This is a genomic window from Acaryochloris sp. 'Moss Beach' (genome assembly GCF_021497025.1).
GTDB classification, from domain to species: Bacteria; Cyanobacteriota; Cyanobacteriia; order Thermosynechococcales; family Thermosynechococcaceae; genus Acaryochloris; species Acaryochloris marina_A.
The window spans coordinates 123,793-143,416 of sequence record NZ_CP071719.1 but is presented as its reverse complement, the minus strand read 5'-3'; the positions used below and the strand labels follow the sequence as shown (position 1 = coordinate 143,416).

Annotated in this window: 12 protein-coding genes and 5 pseudogenes; 9 read left to right on the top strand and 8 right to left on the bottom strand. The window is 45.8% G+C overall.

The window, feature by feature from the left end:
- Positions 1–562 precede the first annotated feature (562 nt).
- The 6 genes and pseudogenes from HRE53_RS29175 to HRE53_RS29150 all read left to right on the top strand — a co-directional run bounded on the left by HRE53_RS29175 (position 563) and on the right by HRE53_RS29150 (position 6,540).
- Positions 563–859 carry a (2Fe-2S)-binding protein gene (locus tag HRE53_RS29175; RefSeq protein ID WP_212666945.1) on the top strand — a complete coding sequence of 99 codons (297 nt, stop codon included), beginning with the start codon at positions 563–565 and terminating at the stop codon, positions 857–859.
- Positions 852–2,255 (top strand): FAD/NAD(P)-binding oxidoreductase, encoded by a 1,404-nt coding sequence (locus HRE53_RS29170; protein WP_212666946.1) that lies wholly within the window; start codon positions 852–854, stop codon positions 2,253–2,255. The genes HRE53_RS29175 and HRE53_RS29170 overlap by 8 nt, the downstream gene beginning before the upstream one ends.
- Positions 2,252–3,368: pseudogene (locus HRE53_RS29165) on the top strand (NAD(P)/FAD-dependent oxidoreductase). The gene HRE53_RS29170 and the pseudogene HRE53_RS29165 overlap by 4 nt, the downstream one beginning before the upstream one ends.
- Before the next feature lie 321 nt (positions 3,369–3,689).
- Positions 3,690–4,854, top strand: a pseudogene (locus HRE53_RS29160) (IS4 family transposase); the annotation flags it as partial.
- A 633-nt stretch (positions 4,855–5,487) separates the two neighbouring features.
- Entirely contained in the window at positions 5,488–5,814 is a 327-nt protein-coding gene (locus HRE53_RS29155; protein ID WP_212666949.1) for a DUF1816 domain-containing protein, read from the top strand.
- 390 nt (positions 5,815–6,204) lie between these two features.
- Complete coding sequence (locus HRE53_RS29150) at positions 6,205–6,540, top strand: DUF1830 domain-containing protein (protein WP_235111961.1); 336 nt, start codon at positions 6,205–6,207, stop codon at positions 6,538–6,540.
- A 71-nt stretch (positions 6,541–6,611) separates the two neighbouring features.
- Here HRE53_RS29150 and HRE53_RS29145 read toward each other — a convergent pair whose 3' ends face one another.
- Together HRE53_RS29145 and HRE53_RS29140 are read right to left on the bottom strand one after the other, a co-directional pair.
- On the bottom strand, positions 6,612–7,115 hold the full coding sequence (locus HRE53_RS29145; RefSeq protein WP_212666951.1) for a hydrogenase expression protein HypE: 504 nt from the start codon (positions 7,113–7,115) through the stop codon (positions 6,612–6,614).
- A 607-nt stretch (positions 7,116–7,722) separates the two neighbouring features.
- A complete protein-coding gene (locus tag HRE53_RS29140; RefSeq protein WP_212666952.1) occupies positions 7,723–7,974 on the bottom strand; it encodes an RNA-binding protein in 252 nt (83 codons plus the stop codon).
- 470 nt (positions 7,975–8,444) lie between these two features.
- Here HRE53_RS29140 and HRE53_RS29135 point away from each other — a divergent pair, with 470 nt between their 5' ends.
- Positions 8,445–12,485 (top strand): PAS domain S-box protein, encoded by a 4,041-nt coding sequence (locus HRE53_RS29135; RefSeq protein ID WP_235111959.1) that lies wholly within the window; start codon positions 8,445–8,447, stop codon positions 12,483–12,485.
- 21 nt (positions 12,486–12,506) lie between these two features.
- Here HRE53_RS29135 and HRE53_RS29130 read toward each other — a convergent pair whose 3' ends face one another.
- The 6 genes and pseudogenes from HRE53_RS29130 to HRE53_RS29105 all read right to left on the bottom strand — a co-directional run bounded on the left by HRE53_RS29130 (position 12,507) and on the right by HRE53_RS29105 (position 17,947).
- Complete coding sequence (locus HRE53_RS29130) at positions 12,507–12,896, bottom strand: response regulator (RefSeq protein WP_212666954.1); 390 nt, start codon at positions 12,894–12,896, stop codon at positions 12,507–12,509.
- Positions 12,897–13,097: 201 nt separating this feature from the next.
- A pseudogene (locus HRE53_RS29125) lies at positions 13,098–13,418 on the bottom strand (recombinase family protein); the annotation flags it as partial.
- Positions 13,419–13,572: 154 nt separating this feature from the next.
- On the bottom strand, positions 13,573–14,418 hold the full coding sequence (locus HRE53_RS29120) for a YwiC-like family protein (RefSeq protein ID WP_212666955.1): 846 nt from the start codon (positions 14,416–14,418) through the stop codon (positions 13,573–13,575).
- Positions 14,415–14,861 carry a CopD family protein gene (locus HRE53_RS29115; RefSeq protein WP_212666956.1) on the bottom strand — a complete coding sequence of 149 codons (447 nt, stop codon included), beginning with the start codon at positions 14,859–14,861 and terminating at the stop codon, positions 14,415–14,417. Before HRE53_RS29115 ends, HRE53_RS29120 begins: the two co-directional genes overlap by 4 nt.
- Before the next feature lie 26 nt (positions 14,862–14,887).
- Positions 14,888–15,568 (bottom strand): alternative oxidase, encoded by a 681-nt coding sequence (locus tag HRE53_RS29110; protein WP_212666957.1) that lies wholly within the window; start codon positions 15,566–15,568, stop codon positions 14,888–14,890.
- A 77-nt stretch (positions 15,569–15,645) separates the two neighbouring features.
- Positions 15,646–17,947: pseudogene (locus HRE53_RS29105) on the bottom strand (nitric-oxide reductase large subunit).
- A gap of 390 nt (positions 17,948–18,337) precedes the next feature.
- On the opposite strand from HRE53_RS29105, the gene HRE53_RS34680 reads away from it, so the two are divergent.
- A complete protein-coding gene (locus HRE53_RS34680) occupies positions 18,338–18,661 on the top strand; it encodes a transposase (protein WP_255801504.1) in 324 nt (107 codons plus the stop codon).
- Between the two features lie 16 nt (positions 18,662–18,677).
- Positions 18,678–19,622: pseudogene (locus HRE53_RS29100) on the top strand (transposase); the annotation flags it as partial.
- Between the last annotated feature and the right edge of the window lie 2 nt (positions 19,623–19,624).

The following is a 19,624-nucleotide window of genomic DNA, read 5'->3' as shown; positions in this document are numbered from 1 at the left end:
GGGGGAAGTCGCTTACGGATTGACAACTTTTGCCAGCGAAGGGCTTTCTGGAACGGTGAGAGCCAGGTGGCCACAGGTTATCAGCCAATCTTAAAGTATCAGATAGAGATGTTTGTTTTGGGATTTGCTAGAGAAGCTTCTAGTCAAGGGAAGGCTGAGCCCTAGCCTGAACGAATTCCTAGCGATCATCACTCTATGTAAAGTTTGCATGATTGCAACAGTAGAATCAGGACCTATAGGGGCCAGTCCAACGTTATTTCTATTCCGCACAGCCCCCTTTAAATATGTGAGTCTCCATTACAGCGAATGCAGGACTGACCTTGAGCTGTCCACTCTGCAGTGATTATCTGATGGGGATTGCCAATATTTAGGTTGAGTGACGCCCCTACCGACCCACTTCATCAATGCATGTAATACCGTAGACCGTCGGCCTTAAGCAATGCTAAGTAAAAGGGCATGTAACTGAATTAGCGTGAAAGATAGTGTGTAAGCATTCTGACCTAGAATCGACAGTGAGACTTTGAGTCTGGGAAAATGGAAAGAGGCGTACAACAATTACTTTATGTTTAAGCGGTTAAATGAAATAGAGGGGCCTACCGTCACCATTAATATTGAGGGTGCAGATGTTCAAGTTCCTGAGGGTGAGACAGTGGCTGCGGCCGCATTAGTCCATCATTTGGGTTATACCCGCACGACTTCCCTCTCAGGAGCCCCTCGCTCACCGTTATGCATGATGGGGGTCTGCTTTGAATGCCTGATGGAAGTTGATGGGTCACCCAATCAGCAAGCCTGTCAGGTACAGGTTAAAGCGGGTATGACTATTCGTCGCCAGCAGGGAGTTGGTGGAACAGATGCCTAAGTCCTATCAGCTTGTGGTGATTGGGGCTGGGCCAGGAGGACTCTGTGCCGCCACCACTGCCGCTCAGTTGGGTATGGATGTGGTGGTCCTGGATGAGCAGTCCTCGCCTGGCGGCCAAATTTACCGGGCAATCACCCGAACCCCCGCAGATCGGTCTGCCTTACTAGGGGCCGATTACCAGCGTGGGGCGAGTTTGGTTGAAGCTTTTAAGACGAGTGGGGCTCAGTATTGGCCTCAAACAACGGTGTGGTCTTTGAATGCCCAGCATCAGATCGGAATCCTACGCCAAGGGCAAGCCTCTATCATTCAAGCGGAACGGGTGATCGTTGCCAGTGGCGCAATGGAGCGCCCAGTCCCTTTCCCAGGCTGGACCTTGCCAGGGGTCATGAATGTAGGCGCTGCCCAAATCTTGCTCAAAACCTCTGGTGTTGTCCCCGCCAGTGGGATGGTTATTGCTGGGACTGGACCATTGCCCTTGTTGGTGGCTTGGCAATACCTCCGAGCTGGGGTATCTGTGAAAGCCATCCTTGAATGCTCACCGACCAACAACCTATGGCGTGCTGCACCGCGTTTGCCTCAAGCTTTAAGAGCTGGAGATTACATCGCTCGTGGCTTGAAATATACGGTGGATTTATTAAAAGGTGGCGTGCCCATTTATTACGGTGTTTCTAGATTGCAGGCCCAGGGCAACGATCAGGTCGAAGCAGTGAACTTTGGTTGGGAACGATTCGGAATTGCTAGACAAAAAACACTCTCCACCAATCATCTATTGGTGCATTTTGGCGTGATTCCCAGAACCAATTTAACCCGATCAGCAGGGTGTCATCATGTTTGGGATCGGGGCCAACAATGTTGGTGTCCCCAGGTGGATGAATGGGGTAATACCAATGTGCCAGGGCTTGCCGTCGTTGGGGATAATGCGGGGATTGGCGGTGCCCGTAGTGCCGAACACAGTGGACGATTGGCTGCCCTAGAAGCGGCTAGGAGTGTGCACCTGATCAGTCGTCAGCAGCGAGATTCCCAAGGCCAGGATGATCAGAACTGGATGCGTAAAGACCTGCGTGTCCGGCCGTTTCTAGAAACGTTATACCGACTGCCAGATTCACTCTTGGTACCCTCAGATGACGACACTATTGTCTGTCGTTGTGAAGAGATTTCAGCAGGGGCAATCCGCCGTGCTGTGCACGAAGGACATTCCGATCCGAATCAGGTCAAGTTTTTCCTGCGTTGTGGAATGGGACCTTGCCAGGGAAGACAATGTGCTTCAGTCGTGGCCCATATGGTCGCCGCCGAAAATAAGCGTCCGGTGTCTGACTATCCCCCGTTCCGAGTGCGTCCCCCGATCAGACCCTTGAGCATTGCCCAATTGGCTGACTTAGGAGGGGCAGAAGAATGACGGCAGATGTTGTGATTATTGGGGGCGGGTTGATTGGGTCTTCGACTGCGCTCCACTTAGCTAAAGCGGGCCAAAAGGTCATAGTTTTAGAAAAAAAATAGTCCTGGTCGCCATGCCTCGGGAGTTAATGCGGGAGGCCTGCGGCGGTTGAATCGTCATCCTGCGGAGATTCCTTTGGCGGTTGTTGCTGCAGAAATGTGGCGGGATATTCATGCTTTGGTGGGCAGTGACTGTGATGTGAAACTGAGCGGCCAGGTTAAGGTAGCGGAGAATGCAGCGGATTTGCACAAGCTAGAGGAACGGGCTGCTATGGTCCGCGATCTTGGCTTTGACCATGAGCAAATCATAGATCACGATCGCCTCTACCAACTGGTGCCCGATTTAGCCCCCCATTGCGTGGGTGGATTGTATACTGCTGGAGATGGCTTGGCCCGTCCGTATCATGCACTGACGGCTTTTCGCCGAACAGCTGAGACCCTAGGTGTGGAATATTGGACGGGATGCCGGGTCACTGAATTAGAGCAGGTCGGAAGTACTTGGCGAGTTGTAACGGAACAGGCCCAGTTGGATGCCCCAATCCTCGTCAATTGTGCAGGGGCTTGGGCAGGGCAAATCTGTGCGCAATTGGAAGAACCTGTCCCGTTGACGGTGGGTGCTCCCATGATGATGGTGACTGAACGACTCCCTCCTTTCCTAGATCCGGTCGTGGGGGCTACTTCTCGCAAGTTGTCGTTTAAGCAGATGCAGAACGGGACCATACTGATTGGAGGAGCACACCTAGCCGATCATGATCTAGACCAGGAAACAACAGATATCGACTTTTCTAAACTCAGTGAAAGTAGTCGTACCGTCCTAACCCTTTTCCCCAGAATGGCTGAAGTAAGAATTGTCAGGACATGGGCGGGGTTGGAAGCTTTTATGCCCGATCACATCCCGGTTATAGGTCCTAGTGCTAAGGTGCCTAACGTTTATCATGCTTTTGGATTCTCTGCTCATGGTTTTCAACTTTCACCTGTAGTAGGGCGAATTATGTCAGAGTTGATTTTGGAGCAGAAGAGTTCTCTTATGATCGAACCATTTACTATTCAACGCTTCCAATCTATTTCTGGTTGACATTCTCTCCCAGCAACTCTATCGGGTATGCAAGGAGATTCCCATTGCCTGCAAACATCTGACAAAAATTCAATATTTTTCTCTAAGTTCATCTCCATAGGCTGAACTTAGAATTGATCGGAAGTGGAAAGGATACAAACAACGCTCGTTCTAACGGATTCGGAGGTCTATTAGAATTCAAGCCTATTGAGTGTTTCGAGAAGCTATATCTCCTTTCACTCTTAACGGGTGACAAGGTAATCCAAGGTTATGCGTAGCAATGAATTGAGAAAATAGTAGGGCAAAAAAATAGGGAGTACGATTGTACTCCCATCTCAAAAAATGTTCCCTGCATCATACCAAACTACTCTCCGTGCTCATCTGAGTGAAAGTCAGTATCTAACCCTCCAACTTCTGTTGTTGCTGATACAGGCTCATCGCCAGGTAAAACTCTCCATATTGGCCAGTGTCTTTCCTCAACCGATTCAATATCCCAGTCGAAAACGTAACTTGCAACGCTTTTTAGTATTGCCACAACTGAGCATCAAAGTTTTGTGGTTCCCCCCTGATTAAATATTGGATTCGACAAGAGCAAACAGGACGAGGATTAAATCGGGAGCATCGTCGTCGGCTGAAGAAATTCAAACATCGAAAATATGGCTATTGGATCATAGCGATAGATAGAACCCAATGGAAAGGTCGCAATATATTCATGGTGAGTATCATTTGGGGAACCCATTCTCTTCCCCTGTATTGGGAAGTTTTAGAGCATGTGGGTAATAGTAATCTAGCCACTCAACAACGGCTCTTAAAAACAGTGCTACATCTGTTTAAGAATTATCCGGTTCTTGTCCTGGGAGATCGAGAGTTCCATAGCCCTAAACTAGCTGACTGGCTTGAGTCTAAGGGTGTATCTTTTGCTTTAAGACAGAAGAAAGACGGTCATTTTCAAGAGGAAGTCCATCAAGAGTATCAGGTGCTCAAACAGCTAGGCTTTAAACCGGGAATGTCCAAATTCTATACAGGTGTTTTGTGCAACAAAGGAGATGGCTTAGGGCCATTTAATCTGGCTGTCTATTGGAAACGCAAATATAGAAATAAGGGGCCGAAAGAGCCTTGGTATATCTTGACCAATCTGCCGAGTCTCAAACAAGCACTGGACATTTATTCTTGTCGCTGGGGAATTGAACAACTTTTCAAGGATTGTAAGACAGGAGGTTATAACTTAGAAGATACGAAAGTGAATGACACCCGATTTCTGGCCTTAGTTTTGTTGATTGCCATGGCTTATACCTTGGCTACGCTGCATGGGCAATGGATGAAAAAATTAGGAGTGGATATTTACGCTGGACGAATTAAAGAGCATAAAGATAAGACTCAACGGCAGAGTGAATTTAGTCTTGGACTCTATGGGCAACGATGGATCTATGCCATGGAATTGTGGGCTGATTGGGTACGCCAACAGCAACTTACAACCTTGCAGGATCAACTATTAGCGTATCTTCGAGTCAATCAACCCAGTATTCAGTTCTTAGTTGAAGGAGTTGATCAACATACTGAAACAGCCCAGTCAGCCTATAGACACTTACAAACAATCATCGAGTTTGCCCAAGAGATTAATACCTTCACCTGGCAGTTTCAGTCTCATAGCCATCAGCTTGTGGCCCAAGTGAAAACAGTCCAAGATCATCTCAATCGACATATTAACGCTCATTCGGCTGTAACTCAGCTTCAAGCACTGGAGAAACCGATGCAGCAACTTTCTCAGATCCGCATATTGGCTAGTCAACTCTCTTCCCAAATCCAGTTGCAGGCGGTGAACGTTGTAGGTAAAGCGACTCAGGAATCAGTTTCCGCTCCAGAATTATCTAGTGCAGCCCGAAAATACGTTCTTACAAGCATATAGTGCTTAAAGGGTAGGGTATGGTTCAACCAAGAGTAACACTTTTGGTTTTACGTTAGACCGGAAAAGTATTGACAAGAAAGGGATATGGAGTTTTGAACTGCGAGAGAGATGTTCTATTAGCCTTCTGGTACTTGAACCACGGCGTCAAAACTGAGAAATCTTCACACAATACTCAGGTTCGACCTCTAGTCTTAATCTTGAGAGTAAAAGATCCCCACTGACTGGAGTATTCAAGTGATTTCACAAAAAATTCCAAGTACATCGAAAACAAGAGAGTCAAAAGCTTTTAATAAGGTGGATGATTTGTGTTTGAGCTGGTGGCTAGAGGTAGGCACTACAAATCCTCCTTGTATTAATTACTATGGGCCTTATGTAAGCCAAGTTAAGGCTGAAGCTGCAAAACAAGAATCTGAGAAGGAGTCCCAAAATATTTATTCTCACAGTCGATTATGCCAACCGCGTCAGCTCACAATTAAAGAGAAAGAAATGACCATTCAGGATTTAGAAGCATGTCCTCCCACATTTTTTGAAGCCTTGCTAGGTAACCATCGTATTTATTAACACCATAAATAATATTTCTAGTAACTTCAAGTATGGTTCAATCTATGGCAATACTCTTGGTTTAACACTTGATCTCAGATCCACTTTCAAGCAGTGCTTGTAGGGCGTTAGATTATCTCAATACTATTGCTATGGCATCTAGTCTATGGACCATATTGTTGTTCGATACAGTTCAAAAAAGGGTGGCATTTTTTCTCTTGAGAAAAAGCTAAGAGCCATTTCAAGTCAAGAGTTTAGACTATTTATCTAAAAAAAACTGACAACTCCTGAATAGTATTAATGATACTTAAGTTCATGTATTGTTCGAATTACTATTTTTAGATTCATTTTTTAGCATTTTCTTTACTGGTGACTAATCTTCAATTCAACATTATATTAAAGGAAATAATAATGACAAGAATCTTAGAGAAATCAATCACTTGTGATGCAAGAGTTCAAAGAATTCGTTGTTGTTATACTAATCCAACAACTGGATTTCAAATTATTCGTATTGTTAATCTTCCTAATTGTTTTTTTGAACGTGTAGTTTGTCCCGGTAAACAGATTTTTTTTGAAGCAACTTTAGATTCTCAGCTTGAGGTGCATTCTGGCATACTTGTCAGTGCACTTCTATCTGACACTATTCCTTGTTGCCGTTTAGCACTTGAACGGGTAAAAGTATTATCAGATAAGGGTTTAGATAAGTTTCGTATCAATAAGACTGATTGTAAAACTGTCTTAGTTTAGCTCATGAGTTGTTTAGAAAAGATCTCATCAGTCCAGTTATATACCGAAATAAGGTCTTGGTACAATATTTGTTAGCAGGCTGCTCTAACAAGCTTTTGATATTGAATGATTGATTCGATACTCATTAATGCAGCTTCTATACCTTGTTCAGCAATGGGTGAGATATGATCGCCAAGAAAAAAGTCATCGGCTGGAACTTTAATCCAATAAGTTTGTGGGTAACAACCAAAAGCAGCTTGAGTTAGTGCAATTAAGGAGTGTGGTTCTGATGTCTTCATCCATCCCTTAGCGGACGATTCTGGGTAGTTTGAACTTGAAGGCGTGATTGGTATGATTTTGATGCCATGAAGTTGGTGTACCCGACTAGCATCCACAAAAATAGCTACCCCTACTTTAGCTAAGGTTTCGGATAAATCGGGAGTCAATTGCCGAACAGTCAAAGCAAGTACCTCGGATAGATGCCAAGACGCAACTTCATCGGCAACCCGAGCCCCAATACTACTATCGCTGTAATGTATGTTGCCGAAACCAATAATGATTGTGGATTCTTGATGGCTACGAATTGAACTAGGCATAACAAATTTATCACATCAGTAATTTGCATCATTTGCAACGGTGAGTAACCCTAGAATAGATTTTCTAGCTAGAATCTGTATTGACTTCAGCCATAAGTAACTTTATAGGCATCAAATGAATTGGTCACAAGACATACCTTTAAAGAATAGGAATAAATTTGATTTAGGATTAACTTAAAGATGCTTATCAGCCAGCAAAATAAGCTTTTCTATAAAATAGTGACTTAGCCAAAAAGTGTCTAGTAAGTCATGCTATTGAATCAATAAGGCATTGTTGTGTTGAGGCGTGATAGGAACTTCAAACCTAAACCTTGAAATTTTTTTAAGTATTTATGCTTAAAAATAGCTGGAGCATTCCAGTAAAGAGTCTCACAGATTTATCACTCCTTAAGAGAATAGTGCCAATCAATGATGATAAGTATTAAGAGCTAAATTAGTGATTTTAGTGTTACTAGTTATCGTTAAATTATAGACCTCAACGTCTTTTAAGTAAGTTGAGAGGCTTTTATTAAGCCTCTCAATACTCAACTCTACCTACTGAGCATTTCACAATTTTGCTAAGTTAATACTCGAAGTGTTACCAAGTAGACATACTGCCACGATTCGTCTAACGAGTTCCCTTGGGTTTTGCTTTATTCACTTTGAGATTACGTTTCATCACCTCGGTTCCATCCAGCGCTGTAATGGCAGCCTCTTCCTCGCTATTAGCTTTCATTTCCACAAAAGCGAAACCTCTGGGACGACTTGTTTCACGGTCTGTGGGAATATTGACCCTTGTTACCGTTCCATATTCTGAAAAGACAGTATTGACGTCTGCTTCAGTCATGTTAAAGGATAGGTTGCCCACATAAATTGACATAATTAATTTTCCCAAGATAAAAAGTGATTTTGTAAAGCATTGCTATATCTAGTCTTGAAGAATTTTACTCGTTCATCATTACTCACCTATCTAGGATGTTGAACTATGGTTAATTTCTTCTTCTGAAGATATAACTAAGTTGTGAGGAAATTGTGAGAATCAGTAGCTAATTTATCTATCTCTTAGGAAGGAGATCTTAGTTGAATGAACTTGTATCTAACCAGCCTTAATGCTCTGTATTGTGAATATTTCGTTCAAAACACTTTAATACATTAGCAAGGCTATACAATCCTTATTAAAAGATGCAAAGGAGTATCTACTGAAATCTATGAGGATTAATCAATAAACTCTTCGATCGTATTTATATACTTGGCTCTTAGATACACTCGAAAAATCTAATTTCTAACTTGAACTTCTTTCTAAGGCTTATATCTGCTTTCATTAAGATGTCCACTTAGCTATTCATAGTTATGCGGCAAGTCTCAGCATTTGCGTTAGATCAGGCGCTCGATCTCCTTTCACTTAGTGTTGCGCCACATACGCCTTTGCCTGAAGCGATTTGCCAAATGGGTCAGACCTCGATTTGTGGTCATCTCCCTGCAACAGAGGAGGCAGAGCTTCAGCATCCATTATTGGCTGAGCAGCATACTAGTTGTGTTCTCGTGTTGGACGATTCTCAGCTAGTCGGCATCCTGACTCAGCGGGATATCGTCAGATTGATCGCAGAACATCAATCTCTAGCTGAACTAGCCGTTGAGGATGTTATGTCTCAGCCAGTCATCACCTTGAAAGCAGAGGACAACCTGGATATCTTCTCGGTGTTAAATCTGATGCGCCATCATCAAATTCGCCATTTACCCATGGTGGATAATCAGGGGGAGATTCTAGGAGTACTGACACCGAGACGACTACGTAGTCTTCTAGAACCTGCTGATTTGATGAAAATGCGTCAAGTTCATGAAGTCATGACCTCGACTGTTATTCACGCTGTATCCACAGATCCTGTGCAGCAAATTATCCAGATGATGGTGGAGCATCAAGCCAGTTGTTTGGTGATTGTTGAAACCATCGCAGGACCGACTAAACCTCTCTGCCCCATTGGGATTCTTACTGAGCGAGATATTATCAAGTGCCAGCAACAGGAGCTGAATTTGGAGCGTACTCAAGCCCAGGATGTGATGAGTACCCCCCTCTTTCTTGTGAGCCCGGAAGACTCACTGTGGACGGCACATATACGGATGGAGCACCATAAGGTACGACATCTCGTTGTGGCCGATCTTCAAGGGGAATTAAAGGGGATTGTTACACAGAGCCACCTCCTGCCGAGGGATCAAGAGGAGATTAGTGAGGTGCTGGAACTGCTGCAGCAACAGGTTCAAGATTTGCAAACAGAGTATGCCAAACTGCAGCAAAAGCGAACAGATGATTTAGTCCGGGAAGCCAATGTCCAAAAGGGCGTTAGAAAGCATCTTGACTCAAAACTTCGGGATGCCAATCAGCGCTTGACCTTTCACGTAGATAACTCTCCCCTTGCTGTCGTTGAGTGGGATTCTCAATTCCGAGTGCAGCGCTGGTCACAGCAGTCAGAGAATATCTTTGGTTGGAGTGCCTCAGAAGTCTTGGGTAAACACTGGACGGACTGGCATTTTGTGCTTGAAGCGGACTTAGAGGCGGTCATGGAAGTCACGGGTGAGCTATTGACAGGTCATGCGCCACGAAATATTAGCCAGAGCCGTAACTATACCAAAGAGGGCTTGGTCATTGATTGTGAATGGTATCACTCTGCTCTCCTAGACGACTCAGATAATCTCATCAGTATTTTATCGCTCGCTCAAGATGTGACTACTCGCAAGCAGCTGAAGAAAGCACAGCAGGTTAGCAAAGAACGCTTGCAGTTAGCACTTGAAGGCTCTGGGGATGGGCTGTGGGATTGGGATATCACCTCAGATGAGGTTTATTTAAGTCCCCAATGGTTAGCAATGCTGGGTTATGAAGTGAATGAACTCCCCGGACATGTCAGCACCTGGGAGAACCTGATCCATCCAAAAGATAAACCTTGGGTGATGGAACTTTTGGAGGCGCACCTTCAGGATGGAGAGGTTCCTTATACCTTTGACTATCGAATGCGGACCCAGTCAGGCGAATGGAAATGGATTGCCAATTATGGCAAAGTCGTGGTCCGCGATCCCGATGGCACACCACTAAGGATGTCAGGAACCCACAAAGATATTAGCGAGCGCAAAAAAATCGAGGAGACTTTATGGGAAAGTGAAGAACGTTATGCTTTGGCTGTCAGAGGGTCTCAAGATGGTTTGTGGGATTGGGATATCCACACAAACGCCGTCTACTTATCCCCTCGGTTCAAGGAAATCATGGGATATCAGGATCATGAGTTGGCTAGCGAGTTTAAAGCCTGGGAGTCACAGATACATCCAGAAGACCACGATCTGGTTCTAGCCAAGATTGAGGACCATCTTAAGTCTCATCTTCCTTACGATATTGAGTACCGTTTACGTACCAAACAAGGCGACTATCTCTGGGTTCATGCCCGAGGTCAAGCCATTTGGAACAAAGATGGAGTTCCTCTGCGCATGGCAGGATCCATCAGCGATATCAGCGAGCGCAAGCACACTGAAGTTGCTTTGCGGCGACAGGCATTAATCTTCCAGAGCATTAAGGATGGTGTGATTCTAACTGATTCAGCAGGTTGCATCATTGATTGGAATCCGGCAGCAGAAACGATATTCGGCTATACCAAAGCCGAGGTATTAGGCCAGACACCAGATATACTCCATCAACCTGGAGAATCTGTAACTCTAACTCAACAAATTATTGATGACATGAAACGTGAGGGGCAGTGGTCGGGTGAGATCGCCTTTGTTCGCAAAAATGGCACAATAGGCTTGTGCGAAACGGTTGTTGTCCCCCTCTTGGATCAGAACGGTCAGTTCGTGGCAACCATCGGACTCAACCATGACATCACTGAACGACAGAAGGCAGAAAAGCAAATTCATGAGCAGGCTGCTCTGCTGAATATCACTACAGATGCGACGATGGTCCGCAGTTTAGATCACAAAATCTTATTCTGGAATCAAGGGGCTGAAAGACTCTATGGATGGCAGGCAAAAGACGTCTTAGGGCGAAATGTCAATGACCTTTTGTACCCGGAATCTTTGACACAGCTTGAGGACATTCAGAATGCACTACGTGAGAACGGTACATGGCAGGGAGAGTTGCAGCAAGTAACCCATAGTGGCCAGGAGATAGTTGTGGATAGTCGCTGGACCTTAATGCAAGATGACAATAGACAGCCATCCTCAATCCTGGTTGTGAACACCGATATTACTGAGAAAAAACAATTGGAAGCGCAATATCTGCGTGCTCAGCGACTAGAGAGCATTGGCACTCTTGCTGGAGGTATTGCCCACGACCTTAACAATATTTTGACTCCAATTGTCGGTATTGCTGGACTGTTGCCGCTCAAAATCCCCCATCTTGATGAACAGAGCCAGCATCTCATTGAGATGATGCAGCTCAGTGCCCATCGAGGAGCTGATTTAGTCCAGCAAGTCTTGTCCTTCTCGCGTGGAATCGAAAATAAACGCATAACATTGCAAGTCGGGCATCTGCTCTCAGAAGTCAAAGACTTTGCCGAAAAAACCTTTCCTAAGAACATCAAGCTGCACATCAATCTCCCTAGTGACCTAGGCATGGTCAGCGGTGATGCGACTCAATTACATCAGATGCTTATGAATCTCTGCGTCAATGCCCATGATGCTATGCCCCACGGAGGAACCCTAAGCTTCTCTGCTGAAAACTTTCTCATTGATGAGAACTACGCCCAAATGCTTCTAGAGGCCCAGGTCGGTCCTTATATAATTCTCTCAGTTGCAGATACTGGTGTTGGCATGGCAGCAGAAACATTGGAACGCATTTTCGATCCCTTTTTCACGACGAAAGAGGTGGGCTCAGGCACGGGACTGGGACTATCTACGCTTATGGGTATTGTCAAGAGCCATGGAGGGTTTGTAAAGGTAGATAGCCAGTTGGGGAGTGGGACTCAATTTTCGGTGTATTTGCCCGTAGTAGAGGACAATAACACCGCTCAAACGGAAGCTCTTGAGCACGTCAATGGCCTGGGAGAATTGATTTTGGTTGTAGATGACGAAGCCCCGATTCGTGAAATTGCGAAGGCGACATTGGAAGCCTACAACTATAAGGTGATTACAGCTCAAACTGGCATTGAGGCGATTGCTCAATACGTCCAGCATCAAGATGATATCGATGCAGTCTTGATGGATATGATGATGCCTGAGATGGATGGTACCACTGCAATTCAGACACTGAAAGCTTTGGACCCACAGGTCAAGATTATTGTTGCTACTGGCTTAGTGAGTAAGGAACAAAACCCTACTGATATTGATCTAAAAAGTGATGCCTTGCTATCAAAGCCCTATACGGCTGAGACATTGTTGAACACTTTGAAAGGGGTGTTTAATCACACTCCATGACAATGCATTCCCCTACAGCTTTCAGTCAGCCCAATCCAAAGCGGCTGAGATTTGATGGGCTAGTGTCAAAACATCAAACGGTTTTGTAATGATTGCCTGAACACCTAAACCAGCATATTGGTGTTGTTTAGCGAGGTCGGGTCTCCCAGTGAGAAAAACAATAGGAATATTTTGGGTGGTGGGGATTTTTTTCAGCTCAAGTAAGGTCTCCATGCCCGTCATTAAGGGCATTTTCAGGTCTAGGAGAATCGCATCAGGCAGTTGAGCTATCGCCATAGTTAGCCCTTCAGAACCACTTAGAGCACCCAAGACTTGCCAACCCGCTGTCGTTTCTAGAGCAACTCGGATGACATATACTGTGCAAACATCATCATCAATGCAAAGTAGCGTCTTGGGTTGGATGATAGACATGGATTCAGTTCGTCTTGCATCAATATACAGAGCAGTTGTCTGCTAGCGAAACATCTGCTCTGTATATTGGTAAACTCACCATACAGATGCATTCAGTGTTTTAGTCAATTTCGGTGATAACAACTCTAACCAAAAGTGATGTGGAACTTGTGAGCCACCAAATATTTGATCAATATAGGTCGAGACTGCTATTGTCCACACTTACTGTACATACTCTGTTTCACCATCGATTAGGAGCTGTCCAGCTTTCTTTACAGAACCATCTCCATTGATGTAGGCAAAGAGCGTAGCCGTTGTTATTCCGAGCTTTTGCACCACTTCTTTGGCACATGCCTTCGGATCGCTCATGGCAGTCATCGCCATTTGAAGCGTCGTTTTATCCATCTTGCGGGGCCGCCCTCCCTTTCGGCCTCTTGCCCGTGCTGCTTGTAAGCCAGCTCGTGTTCGTTCACCAATCAGTTCTCGCTCATATTCTGCCAGGGCTGCAAAAACCGCGAAAAACAAGCGACCATTGGCAGTCGTCCACCTGTAAATTATTCCGGGTTAAGTTGCCCAGTCTGAGTTTTGGAGGTTTTACAATAGTCTCATTCCGCTGAGATCAAAATGTACCTCCTTGTAATGAAGTTCAGTTGGCAATGCTATCTGTTGAACCGTATCAAATCTCCAAAAGTTACTCTTAAACTGGAATAGGAAGTTGGGCCGGGAGTAGAGAGAGGGCTACAATCGCTAGGAATCCAAGTGCTGATAATGTTTCTAGAGCTGCCACATTTTGAATCCGAGTGTTTCGGTACCATTTTTGCCCGAGTAAGATCAAGCCAAATTTGAACAGAGCCACACCAAAGGCCAACGCCGTGATGGTTTCCAACCCACCAGCGTACCAAAGGACCCAAACAATGAAGGTGGCGATCGCATGATAAACCAGTCCTGGGACCCATGATTCTGTTTTAGGCTTGCGCAGCTTGACGGTGAAAATGGCACTGCTGAAAAATAGAGTATTCAAAATCCACAGTCCTAAAACCGAGGCTGTCAGAGTCCCTAAGGTCGCAGTATAAGCTAGGGGGGCTGCTAAGCAGACAGCCGCAAAGGTCAGCAGCTCATTGGCAATCGCTCTCTGCTTGCGGTAGAACACTGCAATAGTATCGACTAACAAAGTTGAGATCGCACTCAGATACAGCCACAGCAGAACAGGGACCTGTATCGCCAGAATGCCACCCAGCCCCATGGCAATAGCCGTATAAATTCCACCCCATATCAGGAACCGAGGTTTCCAACTGCGCCGCTGTTTAATCTGCAACACCAGAGGGTGCTCAGCCTGAAAGCCAGTAAAAGCACAAACTAGGGCAAGGGTTGTCGCTAAGGTCCACTGCTGGGCAGCAGCAGCACCTGTCAGGAAAGAGACAATCAACACGACATAAACGCCATGCTCCGATGAGAAAGTGGGGTGATACCAAGCTGAGAGATGGGACGTCGATTTGGGATCTAGCTGCACAGTCTTAGATTGATGAGAATCAGAGACTGTCATATTAGTCCTCCTAGGCGAATTCCGCTCCCCAGAATCACGAACAAAACGGCCAAGGTGGTTACACCCACAATGTGATACGCCAAGGAATTCATTGTTTCTTTAGTGAGCTTCGGAATGATGAAAAAGCGGGCATGAATGGCTAGCGCCAGCGTGCTTACGAGCAGGCCCAGCTTAATTGCAATATATCTAGAAAGATAGGAGTCAAAAGCTAAAAAAGTCTGGAAGCCAGGGAAATAAATCCAGGTCAGCCATAGCCCTGTAGTTACTTGAAGCAGCAATGCCAACAGGCCAAAGTTCTCAAAGTGTTCTTCAAAAGCATGAATACGATCTGGATCCCGGTTTTTCAACGCTTGAGGTAGAACCGTAATGGCAAGTACCAGATGGCCTCCTGACCATACTGTTGCACCTAGAGTGTGCAGAATAACCAGGATTTTGAACAGCATAAGAGATGTTTGATCCGCGATAACAGTTAAGGAAGTACTGGGGTATCCTCTACACTCAAGACTGGGGAAGCATGAGGGCTGAGAAGGTCCTGAAGCGCACCAGGTTTTTGGCAGGCTGCCATGGTTTTGACATGTTCCATTTCATCATCGCGAATGGCCACAAATACGTCGTAGAGCGAATCGATCTGAGGACGGCGTTCTTCGTCTCTGCGTGCCGTCTGGAACTCATCAAACATATATAAATCGCCATCACGGTAGTACTGCACAGCAATTTCAGGGGCAGATTGAGTCTTAAGCGTATCGGCTTCTAGCTTGAGAAACTTGTCATAGGAGGCATAGGCATGTTCTTCTACAAGTTCCATAAAACGATAGGCTGAGCGAGGTGAGACGAGGTACAGCCCTGCAATCACCCAGTAATAAATCATGGCCGTAGTTTTTGCCAATAGGCGATCACCCCAAAAGTTTGCACCCCCTAGAGATTCCATAATCAACAGGTGGTGAAGTTCATTCCAAGATTCTGAAAAATGAATCTTTAGCCAGTCTGCCTTACGCCACAAGCCCAAGGTTTCATAGAAGTGCAACACTGACAGATAGGAAAAGTAGGGAACACGAGCTACAGTCTCAAGCACGTAAAACCGTGGATAGGGTCGATTGGCGTAGACCTTATTAATCACGAGCACCAAAATACCAACTAAAAGACGAATCATTGCAATAAACCTCTAAGCAGCAAATAAATTAAAATCCCAGAACTCATACGTCATCCTGAGACTTGAAATCGAAATAGTCAACGAACCTCTGTGGCTAAGTCCGTTGGCTGTGATTGAGTGGGTTGCCTGAATATAGCAACAATCGCCCGTCCTACACTAAACACCAGCACTAGAGCACCGACAGAAAAGATAATGTCGCCTGGAATCCGCAACCAGACCGTCCATCGCATCCAGGGAGAACTAATGACCTCGGCACTGCGAGCATACCAAGTGCCATGATTCACGGACTGCACCAATTGATAAAAGCCGTTGGGAATCAAGCCACAGACCATCATGATCCCCAAGCCGCCATTAATCCACCAGAACGAAAAGTTAAAATTCTGCTCATCCCAAGCGGAGTCGGGGGTGATTTCTCGCAGCGCAAATAGCATGAGTGCAATCGCCAATGAGCCATACACACCGTACAGTGCTGAGTGCGCATGAATCGGAGTAGTGTTCAATCCCTGAGAGTAATAGAGCACGATGGGCGGGTTGATTAAAAAGCCAAATACACCTGCACCAACAAGATTCCAGAAACAAGTGGCTAAAAAGAATTTGAGCGGTAGTCGGTAAAACCCTTGAGCTTCCTGGGATAGCTTCAATGATTTCACGACTTCAAACCCAATCAAGGTGAGAGGCACGACTTCTAATGCGGAAGCAACCGAACCCATTGCTGCAATAAAGACGGGCGTTCCCGAAAAGTAAAGATGATGGAGAGTGCCAATCACACCACTACCAAGATAGAGAATCGTGGTTAGATAGGTGGCCCGTAAGGCTGTAGACCGCTTTAAAAAGCCTAGCTCACTACATAGGTAGGCGATTGCCACAGTCGCAAATACTTCAAAAAAACCTTCTACCCATAAATGCACAACCCACCAGCGCCAATACTCAGCAATACTGAGGGGGGTATGGTTGGTATACATCAAGCCTGCAGAGTAAAAAAGCGGAATAGTAATCGCACTGTAGAGAAAGAAATGATTTAGCCCCGTCTTGCTACCCTCAGCCTGTAAGGCGGGTTTGAGCGCCCGAAACATCAGCCATAGCCAAAAAACCATGCCACCAATCAGCAATAACTGCCAAAGCCGACCTAGTTCCACATATTCATAGCCCTGATGTCCGAACCAAAAGCTTTTATCCCCTAGCAAACCTTGAACACCAGCCCAGGAAACAATCAGCGAACCCACTACTACGATCGTTAGGGCTACCAGTAACCCACCATTACCCCAAGCTTGGAACTTGGGTTCATGCTTACCAAAGCGTGGTCCAAAGTATAGCCCCGCTGCTAGCCAGCAGGTCGTGATCCAAAATACCGCGAGCTGCAAATGCCAGGTGCGCGACGCAGCATAGGGTAAATACTGCTGAATCGGTACCCCGTAAAAACCATCCCCTTCTACCGCATAATGTGCCGTCACCATTCCCATCAGAATCTGAACTAAAAAGAGCGTCATTGCCACTCCAAAAAAGAGAGTAGTAACTTTCTGGCTAGGAGTAGCGATCCGAATGGCAGGCCGGGTAGTTACGGGTTGCACGTCTTCGGCATCTTCTTGGGTGATGTAGATAAAAAGGAAAAAGGCGATCGCTGCAATTAACACAATCACCGAGACAATCGACCAGATCAGGAACTGAGCGGGGGGCTTGGTTACCAATGAGATCGTCATGGGGAAAGTTGGCCGTATAGGAAAAGGGAGCGTTGGGGCGATTGGCCGAGGCAGCCCAGGCCGTCCAAGTGAAGAAAGAAGTCACATCCCGAATTTGGCCACCATCCGTAAACCAACCCCTGGGAATTGAATGCACTGCTGAGCCTTGGGATAGTAGAGTTTGATAGTCAGCAAAAACTGTCTGGAGTCCCTGGGTCTGTGCGGCTGTTAGAGTCAATGCCTGTGTCTCTGGCCCATAGCGGTTGGCTTTAAAGTCCTGCTGTACCTGAGTTTGCAGAATCGCTCGTTCTACGGCAGGCAGTGCCTCTAAATCCGTCTGTGAAAAGTTTGGATTGTTGTTGTAGATTACGCCTGCTGTCGCTAACCCCCAACGATGGAGGACATCTGCTGTCCAGTCTGGTGCGAGGTAACTACCATGTCCCCAGATGCTGCCAATATGTTGTCCACCTCTTGCCAGATAGGCTTCTTGACCTGCTTGAATATTAGCCTGAGTCAGAATGACTTCTTGCTGAGGTGAAACGATAGTCATGGGGATGGGAGGCGCATTTTTATAAATAGCAGCCCCGGCAGAGAGCAAAACCGTAAAGGTGACAATACAGATCAACGCTAGCCATGCCGGTAATCCAACTCGTTGAGGATGCTTTCCGGTCGCAACTGTACTCTCGAAAGTGGGATTAGCCATTCTTGCAAAATAGATAAGTTCAAACTGATATCTGGAGGTAAGCAAACAGTGCCACAGAGACGATCACTAATCGCGATAACACTTGCATCAGCCCTCCTTAGCCTAGGAGAGGCTACAGTAAAAATGCTTTGACTTATGTCAAAAAATATCTTGAAAGATTCTTAATTTTGCGAACCCGATGAAGTACAGCCTGTTCGAAATAACCCAATGAAATCCTTAAGATAAGGAGAGGCCAAGCTGGATAAAAAATACTCTGGGGTAATGAATGGACGAATCGCAACTCAGTCGGTGGTTATCATCGACCCTTATTTTCGTTAGTGTCCCGATTTATTCGCCATGAGCTGAGATAGCTGAAATGCTTTGGTAATAGATAATTCAGAGCATTCCTTGATGAACATTGCCCAACGCGAGCAGCAGATTATCCGTATTCAGTCTCAAAGTTCCTATGCCTCTATTAACAAAGCCCTAGAAGCAACCCTTCGCCTTGAAGCAAACCGAGTCACCCAGAACGCAGTAGAGTCAGCACTAGACGAAGAAGTTCAAGCTTATCTATCAGAGGTTCAAGGGGATCGACCTCGACGTTCAGGCTACTATCAACGGGTCCTCGATACTCAATACGGCCGTATTGCTCAGCTGTCTGTCCCTAAGCTACGGAAAGGGAATGCAGACCGAGAGTGGCAGATTTTAGAACGTTACCAACGAGTCTCTCGGTAGTCTCCTCGATTTTTGCCTCGGCTTGTACGTCATGGGGTTATCGCTTCGGGATCTGCAAGAAGCTCTCTATGAGATTCTAGGAGCAGTCTTATCCGTTAATGCCATTAACCGAATTACGCTAAAAGCTCAGAAGCAAATGTTTCAAAGCCGTCAGACTCGTCTTGAGGAAACCCCTCCTATTCTGATTGTCGATGGTGTTTGGGCTAGTGTTCAGTGTTCCTCAGAAGACTTTTGGGAAGACCAAGCTGGGCATATCCGGAAACTACGTCATGCGGAAGACCGAGTCATTCTAGTCGCTATGGCAGTGTGGCCCGATGGCACCCAAACGGTGCTTCATTATGAAATGGCGACGCAAGAATCGGAGGCAGCTTGGTTACTGTTCTTTGCGCATCTGTGGCAACGGGGATTGCAACCCTATTCGGTGAAATTGATTGTCAGTGATGGCACGACTGGGTTGCCTAAGGTGATTCGTGCTCTGTTTCCCCTCGCACAACATCAGCGATGCATTACTCATAAGGTTCGAGCGATGCTCCGGCATTTGGGATATGAGCAATTGCCACACCTGGATGCTCAAGGACAAGAACTGTCCCACTCTGAAGCCAAGAAGCTGCGATATTCACAAATTAAACACGATGCCTATGCTATCTATAAAGCGCCAGACTGGGAAGAAGCGATTGTGATGTTGCTCGTGTTTGCACAGAAATGGACAGACCTTGAACCCGATGCGGTCAGAACCTTTATCAAAGATTTTGCCCTGACCTTGAGTTTCTATGATTTTGATGAATCCCTTCATTCGCTGATTCGTACTTCCAATGCCCTAGAAAGGCTGTTCCGGGAATTCCGAACCAAAGCTGATGAAATTGGTGCTTTCCCCAATGAGGAGAGCTGTTTAGCGATTTTCTTCCTCGTCTCACGCAGGGATCATGCCAAGCATGATCGCTTCAAAAACCATGGCGAATAAAT

Excerpts from the sequence above, each read along its gene's own strand:
- HRE53_RS29175 (WP_212666945.1), top strand. The coding sequence starts at position 563 with ATGTTTAAGCGGTTAAATGAAATAGAGGGGCCTACCGTCACCATTAAT.
- HRE53_RS29170 (WP_212666946.1), top strand. The coding sequence starts at position 852 with ATGCCTAAGTCCTATCAGCTTGTGGTGATTGGGGCTGGGCCAGGAGGA.
- HRE53_RS29150 (WP_235111961.1), top strand. The coding sequence starts at position 6,205 with ATGACAAGAATCTTAGAGAAATCAATCACTTGTGATGCAAGAGTTCAA.
- HRE53_RS29145 (WP_212666951.1), bottom strand. The coding sequence starts at position 7,115 with ATGCCTAGTTCAATTCGTAGCCATCAAGAATCCACAATCATTATTGGT.
- HRE53_RS29140 (WP_212666952.1), bottom strand. The coding sequence starts at position 7,974 with ATGTCAATTTATGTGGGCAACCTATCCTTTAACATGACTGAAGCAGAC.
- HRE53_RS29135 (WP_235111959.1), top strand. The coding sequence starts at position 8,445 with ATGCGGCAAGTCTCAGCATTTGCGTTAGATCAGGCGCTCGATCTCCTT.
- HRE53_RS29130 (WP_212666954.1), bottom strand. The coding sequence starts at position 12,896 with ATGTCTATCATCCAACCCAAGACGCTACTTTGCATTGATGATGATGTT.
- HRE53_RS29120 (WP_212666955.1), bottom strand. The coding sequence starts at position 14,418 with ATGACAGTCTCTGATTCTCATCAATCTAAGACTGTGCAGCTAGATCCC.
- HRE53_RS29115 (WP_212666956.1), bottom strand. The coding sequence starts at position 14,861 with ATGCTGTTCAAAATCCTGGTTATTCTGCACACTCTAGGTGCAACAGTA.
- HRE53_RS29110 (WP_212666957.1), bottom strand. The coding sequence starts at position 15,568 with ATGATTCGTCTTTTAGTTGGTATTTTGGTGCTCGTGATTAATAAGGTC.
- HRE53_RS34680 (WP_255801504.1), top strand. The coding sequence starts at position 18,338 with ATGAACATTGCCCAACGCGAGCAGCAGATTATCCGTATTCAGTCTCAA.